This window comes from Sporolactobacillus pectinivorans, from assembly GCF_002802965.1.
In the GTDB taxonomy this organism is placed as follows: Bacteria; Bacillota; Bacilli; order Bacillales; family Sporolactobacillaceae; genus Sporolactobacillus; species Sporolactobacillus pectinivorans.
The window spans coordinates 2,460,716-2,467,470 of record NZ_NXGA01000001.1; the positions used below are offsets into that span (position 1 = coordinate 2,460,716).

The window sequence follows — 6,755 nt, forward strand, 5'->3', positions numbered from 1 at the left end:
AAAATTCCAAGGCCACTGAAAAACCTATGATGGTAAGAAAAAGGAGCAGACATCTGTATACAGTAGATGCTTTGCTCTTTTATTTTCTACATATTGATCTGGACAGTCAAAAGTTTTAAACCACTAAGAAATCAGTAACTCGTCATGTACCTCAGGTGTTTCCTGCTTTTCTTGAATTATTTGCGTTATGGTTAAATGCTGATTTTGTGCAAACCGTTGAAAAATCGTCTGACGTAAATAGGCCATAATCGTTGCCTCTGAGGCTGCTCTCTTGGACGGTGTCCGTAAAAAACGAAAAGCTTTGTTTTGTCGTTTGTTTTCCTTGCGCAACGCAATCATTTGAAGTAGGCCCATTGCGATGCAACTGCACATCATAAAACCTTCGATGGCTTTGACGGTTTGACAAATTCGTTTTTGCACGTTTTCTTCGGTCACTTGATCCAACGGTTCGGCTTCATCCGATTTGCGATAACGGTTCAATTTGGGCATTGACCGACTCCAAAAATGATAGGTAAAAGCACCGAGTGACTGTTTCAGCGCGCGAAAAGTCGTTTCCGTGGTGAAGCGACGTGCGTATAGTCGGATGATGGTCTCCGGTTCCAGGGATGGATCCGTACTGACCAGAATGGATCGTCGTCCACCCATGACCACGAGCACAAAGCGCAGGTCTTGATACAGTCCCTGACCCCAAAGCAGATCCCGACAGAGATAGGATATCCTCTCTTCTTTGTCGTACAGCGACAGGCGGGTGGCCTGGAATTGATTCGCTTGCGTGTCAAACAACGTGTTCACTTTGAGACGGGTTCCTTTCTTTCGTGGACGTCCCCGGCCTCCAGTTTGAACGGGATGTTCATAAGCCACACAGGAAGTTTTGGCTTTGGTGACCAGATCCAATCGCGTGCGCTCTTCCTGATTCCGCTGATTCAAACGACGGAGGGCAGGCACGGACAAGAAATAGCGATCGAGTAAAAACAACGCGCGCCCCAACACTCGAGCGGCTGAAAATCCTTGATCAATCATCTGCACGACATGGGAGCCCTGTGCTTCACCGTCATTTTCCCACTGGTGAATCGTCTGAATACCATCATGAAGACGAAGAGAGAGTGGCAGACAAAACGTTTTTCCGGCGTCTCCAATGAGAAGGCCAACGGATCCCCAGAGATGCCCAAAGATGAAGGCAGACTTGGACACATCCTCGGATTCCTGATACAGTTTCTTCACACCGGGCATGAAGCGTGCTTCTTTCGCCTGTTTAACGCCGTCCCCAACAAGAATGACCGCTTCACCCTCCCGTCTGAGCGGTGCAACCTTGAGAACAACACGCAACCACTGGTGACGCAGCTCATCCAGAGACCAGGCGGAGGAACGGAAAAAATGAATCATGGATTCATACCCCTTCGGATGAAGCGCTAAGTCACGAATCACAGAGGTGACACCGAGACAGTCGGAACGAATCATCAGACCGGTGATAATCACAACAAACCATTGAAACGCAGCGAATCTATGGAAACGGGAACGGAACAACAGAAGTACGGAATCAATATATTTTAACATGGCCCTAGTCAATCACACTGAGACAGGGTAAACTAGAAACACGATAACCCTAGGTGATTTTTCTCCTCGCTTGTGGTAAAGAGAGGATACCATAAAATCCCATTTAGGGGTTATCCTTTTGTTTATTTACACAGAACTTTTCACTCTCCAGATATTGATGAAAACCGTCATTAATTTAGAAAGCGTGACTTTTTCAGTAGCCTCTGAAATTCCCGGTCTTTTTTATTTTCGATTGACAGATTAAAGATCATGAACGACAACATAGGCCACTTTCACAGGTCCGTGCACACCGACTACAAGCCGCATCTCTATATCCGCACTGTTACTTGGTCCGGAAATGAAATTGATGTAATGAGAAAACTCACTGCCCTCAGTAACTTTTTGTTCCACCATTTGCATAGCCTGTGTAAGCCGAGGAACAATCAGGCTTTGTGGAACGATGACGATTGAAGTGATCGGCAAAAGGCTGACACTTCTGGCCTTATCCTTATCATTGAAAAGCCCGGCCGTCGCCGATTCTGCAAGCATGACGTCGCAGATTGAAAGGCCAATGTTTGCTTGGGCGGCACGTTCGATATTCTTGTGGCCTTCAGCCGTATCCCAAATAGAAACACTATTTTTATGAAGTACATCGACCAGGCCAAACTCAGAAAAGCGCTGATCTTTTGTTGCAATAACAGGTGCCCCGCCATATTCTGTGATCGCGTGGTCAAGCACATCGGCCAGATTACCAGCATCTGTTTCAAAAACTTTCGTATGAACGGACTCACAGGCTTTTTTCATGACGTTAACAAGTTGATTCGTAGAAGTACCTTGATAGACTGCCCATTGCGGTTGATTGATCCATTCCGGAGTTTCAACCGGATCACCACTTTTATGGTTTAACTTATGTGCAATTTTTTCAAGAAATGCTTCGCGATTCTCAATAGTACCACTCATTGCCATTCACTCGTTTCTTTGGTCTTGTTCTCGCTTTCAACTTCTTTATGTTTTTTAAACCATGCTCTGAAATTCTCACTGCTGGGCGCGGGAAGATCACGTCCATGTGTCCACGGCCTCATCGGGCCGGGTCCTTTTTCTATCGCTCCGTTGTCGACAAGCGGCTTCAAAAGGATAGGTGCCGTCTTCATTCCGACTTTGAACATAAAAGGGGAACTAGCCCCAATGCCAAACCCCTTCATCGCAATCTTCTCACCCACCGGCGGGTTTCCTCCGCCTTCAACATATTTCCTGCGATGCTTGATCAGCAGCTGGTGAAGCGGAATCTTCACCGGACAGGCTTCCGTACAGGCTGCACAAAGGCTGGATGCATAAGGCAGTTTCCCGTATTCTTTATAGCCGCCTAAAATCGGAGACAGCACGGCACCGATCGGGCCGGGATAAATCGATCCATAGGCATGGCCGCCAATATGGCGATAAACCGGACATACATTCAGGCAGGCTGCGCAGCGAATGCAATGCAGCGCAGGCTGAAATTCTGTCCCCAACGCATTGGAACGGCCTGCATCAACAATGACCAGATGAAAGTCTTTTGGACTGTCGACAGTGTCTAATTGTCCTCCCGGAGTTATATCCGTGACATAGGTCGTCAGACGCTGTCCTACGGAACTTCGGCAGAGAAGAGTAACCAGTATGTCCAGCTCTTTCCAGCTTGGAACCAGCCTCTCCATACCCATAACAGTAATTTGTGTTTCTGGAAAGGTTGTTACCATATTGGCATTGCCTTCATTGGTTACAAGACAAATACTTCCCGTGTCCGCAACCGCAAAATTACAGCCGGTAATCCCGACATCAGCCTTAAGAAATTGGCTGCGCAAAGTTTTTCTCGCAAAACCAGCCAGCTCTTTTGGATCATCGCTACCAGTATAACCGAGCTTTTTAAATGAATCACGAACCTGCTGCCTGTTTTTATGCACTGAGGGGACTACGATATGAGATGGCCTGTCTTTATCTACCTGCAAGATAAATTCGGCAAGATCTGTTTCTAGGACGTTGCACCCTTCTTCTTCAAGCGCCTCGTTCAGGCTGATTTCTTCTGTAACCATCGATTTTGCCTTGACAATATTCTTGGCCTTTTTATCTCTCACAACTTTTTTTATGTAGTCGCGGGCCTCTTCGGCAGTCTGAGCAAAATAAACATGACCACCACGTGCCGAGAAATTGTCGCTCAGCTGCTTCAGATAATAGTCTAAGTGATTCAGTGTAAATGATCGGATTTCTTCACCGGCATTCCGCCAGTTTTCCCAGTCACCCAGCGTTTCATCTCCTACCGTCGCTCTTAATTTTTTGTCGCGGAGGCCGTCCTGGGCTGAAGATACAGCGTTGACCATGAAAGAGTTGTGAATGGCCTCATCCACACCTTCAAAGAATGGTTGATTTCCTACTTTCATTGACATTGCTAGCTCCCCCCTCCTTCTGGTGACTGTTCAGGATCTGGGCAATATGTAACACCTTAATGTTTTTGCCTAACCTGCTCATACGGCCTCCGATATTCATCAGGCAGCTTGCATCAGCCCCAACCAGAACATCTGCTTTTGTTTCTTCAATGTGACGGATTTTCTCGTCCACCATCTGTTCAGAGATTGGAGACATTTTGACGGAGAAAGTACCCCCGAAACCGCAGCAATCGTAATTATTTGGCAACTTAACCAGTTCCAGTCCTTTGACATGGTTCAGCAGTTTATAATGCGATTCTCTTTCTCCAAGAAGTCTGGTCATATGACAGGAAGTATGCAGCGTAGCCCTCGCATGGTATTCGGCACCAACATCTTCCACGCCAAGAACATTAACAATAAATTGCGTAAACTCATATGTTTTCTTTGCAATCGCCATGGCTTTTTCATGCCACTCCGAATTATCCGCGAAAAAATCAGGGTATTCATGGAACATTGCAGCACATGAACCGGAGGGACAGACAATATAATCGGAATGCTCAAAAGCTCTGATCATCTGCTTGGCCGGACCTTTTGTATCTTTTGCATACCCACTGTTATATGCGGGTTGGCCGCAGCAAACCTGGCCTTCAGGTACATCAACATCACACCCCAGTCTCTCGAGGACTTCTGTGACGTCCTTAAGCACATCAACATAAAACAGTTCACCAAGACATGTTGTAAACAATGATACTTTCAAACTGTTCATCCTCTTTCCAATCTATCTTTTCGTTTGTGCCTGCCGCATTTTTTATCGTGTAAATAAACAAAAAATGCTGATTTTTTTAAGCTCAGCAGGCATACGTAACAATTTATCCTTTCAATTATCACATTTTATACATATTTAAAAAAAGTTCAACCCCTATTGCTATATTAATGACTTATTTATTAGTAATATTGATTATAAGTTTAATCTATATCAAGCCATCATTCACGAATTTTCGATAAGGCTATGGATATGAGCTGAATAGTTTCAGAAATTAATTGATGAACATTGGTTCTCGCCGTATATACGTTTTGTCTGATCGATCATCTGATCTTCTGGCATGTTCAGTAAACGCTGACGTCCTCATAAATCAACAACTTTCTACATCAGTTGCATCGTACATCTCGTTTCCGGATCTTCACTACATACTCCTAAAATCACTTGTGGCTCTGCCCTGCCATGTACGGCTTCCTCACTGTCGCCTTGCTCTCTTTATTGTAGTACTGTAATCAGCCGGATATGACGGGACATGCCGCATAACGTACCTGAGCGCGTTCAACGAGTGTTCAAACTGCCTGACAACTTTTCCTCACGACACCGTCATATCCAGCACGTTAACGTATATCATCAGCGTTGAAAAAAGTGGATGGAGCGGTTCAATGGAGTTACTACAAAGTACATGGACAACTGCCTATTATGGTTCCGTTTCTTAAGCGGAATGGTTTTAGATGCCTGTAAGAAAGCAGATTTCACCTCTGCATAAATTATTAGAAGTGCATCGTAATGGAGGGTTTCATATGTCTGTTAATCATGAACAGCTCACCAATTTCATTGTGGAAGCCAAAAGAAACACATATGCGTCCCAAGATGATGAGGCATCATTTCAACCTTTATTAAATGGTTCAAAACAACTCGAATACCGCAGTGGTGATTACTTTTATCGGGATATTTACTTTGGTTCGGCTTTCTTTGTTGGACAAGAAACGGTTGAATTTGAGAATTGTCCAATCTGGTCGATGGTCTATTCAGGCGGTGTCATCATTTCGAACGCAGACTGGGATATTATTGCTCCAATTTATAGTTTCTTTCGAGAAGCGTTAAGGTTAGTTGATACAAATTCAATATATCGTGGTCCACACCATTTTGGATCGGGTAATTTCATTTTTGACAATGAGTATGAAGGCACTCTTGACTGCTTTTTCGGTAAGGAAATCATTCTTATGAACGGTCAAAAGGTTTATAGATTGCGGTATAACGGTGGGATCGTTCGATAACCCCTCCTGTTAGCAACAACACTTACGAAAAGAGCCATTCTAAAACAACATTTTAGTTTCCAAAAGCAAGGGCTAAACCCACTGTCTTTAGACGGTATCCGCTTTTAACCTTATCTTTTCATGTCCATACTTTTCAAAAGAGGTGAAAAGTATGGACGGCTATCAGAAAAGCGGTCATGCGGTCTATGATATCAAGTATCACGTGGTCTGGGCGACTAAATACCGGTGTCAGGTGCTGCGGGGTCAGGTAGCAATTCGGTTGCGTGAACTGATCCGGCAGGGATGTGAGGCTAGAGACGTCACAATTCTGCAGGGGAGTGTAGGCAAGGAGCATATCCATTTGCTGATTGCCTGCCCGCCGAGTCTGGCCCCGAGTAAGATTCTCCAATACCTAAAAGGGCGCTCATCCAGACTGCTTCAGGATGAGTTTCCCGAACTGAAGAAACGGTATTGGGGGCAACATCTATGGTCCAGAGGGTATTTCTGTGCGACGGCCGGCAACGTGACGGAAGAAATCATTCGAGATTATATTGCCAACCAGTCCAATAAAATCAGAGACGATATTTTCAAGATTGATGACTGAGTTCAGCCGGCATTCAGTGTGCTATGAGCACAAGCGCTTCAGAAGACTTCGATATTGAGCGGTGACTTTAAGTCGCAGACATTTATGTCTGGATCCACCTGCTTTAGCAGATGATTGTTTAGAAAAAAATAAAAAACAAAAGGCATTACCCGTTTTCGGGTAATGCCTTTTAAACTATATTCGCCTGACAGTGACCTACTCTACTC

General features: G+C 44.9%; 6 protein-coding genes and 1 pseudogene. 3 read left to right on the forward strand and 4 right to left on the reverse strand.

Features of this window, described 5'->3' with window-relative positions; genetic code table 11:
• Positions 1-123: 123 nt before the first annotated feature.
• The 4 genes from COP04_RS11870 to COP04_RS11885 form a co-directional block, all read right to left on the reverse strand.
• A complete protein-coding gene (locus COP04_RS11870; RefSeq protein ID WP_100488125.1) occupies positions 124-1,554 on the reverse strand; it encodes a transposase in 1,431 nt (476 codons plus the stop codon).
• 240 nt (positions 1,555-1,794) lie between these two features.
• Complete coding sequence (locus tag COP04_RS11875) at positions 1,795-2,493, reverse strand: LutC/YkgG family protein (RefSeq protein WP_100489658.1); 699 nt, start codon at positions 2,491-2,493, stop codon at positions 1,795-1,797.
• Entirely contained in the window at positions 2,490-3,950 is a 1,461-nt protein-coding gene (locus tag COP04_RS11880; RefSeq protein ID WP_100488220.1) for a LutB/LldF family L-lactate oxidation iron-sulfur protein, read from the reverse strand. The genes COP04_RS11875 and COP04_RS11880 overlap by 4 nt, the downstream gene beginning before the upstream one ends.
• Positions 3,916-4,686, reverse strand: coding sequence for a (Fe-S)-binding protein (locus tag COP04_RS11885; RefSeq protein WP_193437414.1), 771 nt, complete (start codon positions 4,684-4,686; stop codon positions 3,916-3,918). Before COP04_RS11885 ends, COP04_RS11880 begins: the two co-directional genes overlap by 35 nt.
• A gap of 607 nt (positions 4,687-5,293) precedes the next feature.
• Here COP04_RS11885 and COP04_RS11890 point away from each other — a divergent pair.
• The 3 genes and pseudogenes from COP04_RS11890 to tnpA all read left to right on the forward strand — a co-directional run.
• Positions 5,294-5,413, forward strand: a pseudogene (locus COP04_RS11890) (IS1595 family transposase); the annotation flags it as partial.
• Between the two features lie 76 nt (positions 5,414-5,489).
• Positions 5,490-5,966, forward strand: coding sequence for a DUF5680 domain-containing protein (locus COP04_RS11895; RefSeq protein ID WP_100488222.1), 477 nt, complete (start codon positions 5,490-5,492; stop codon positions 5,964-5,966).
• A 151-nt stretch (positions 5,967-6,117) separates the two neighbouring features.
• Positions 6,118-6,549 (forward strand): IS200/IS605 family transposase, encoded by a 432-nt coding sequence (gene tnpA, locus COP04_RS11900; protein ID WP_100488223.1) that lies wholly within the window; start codon positions 6,118-6,120, stop codon positions 6,547-6,549.
• Positions 6,550-6,755: the final 206 nt, after the last annotated feature.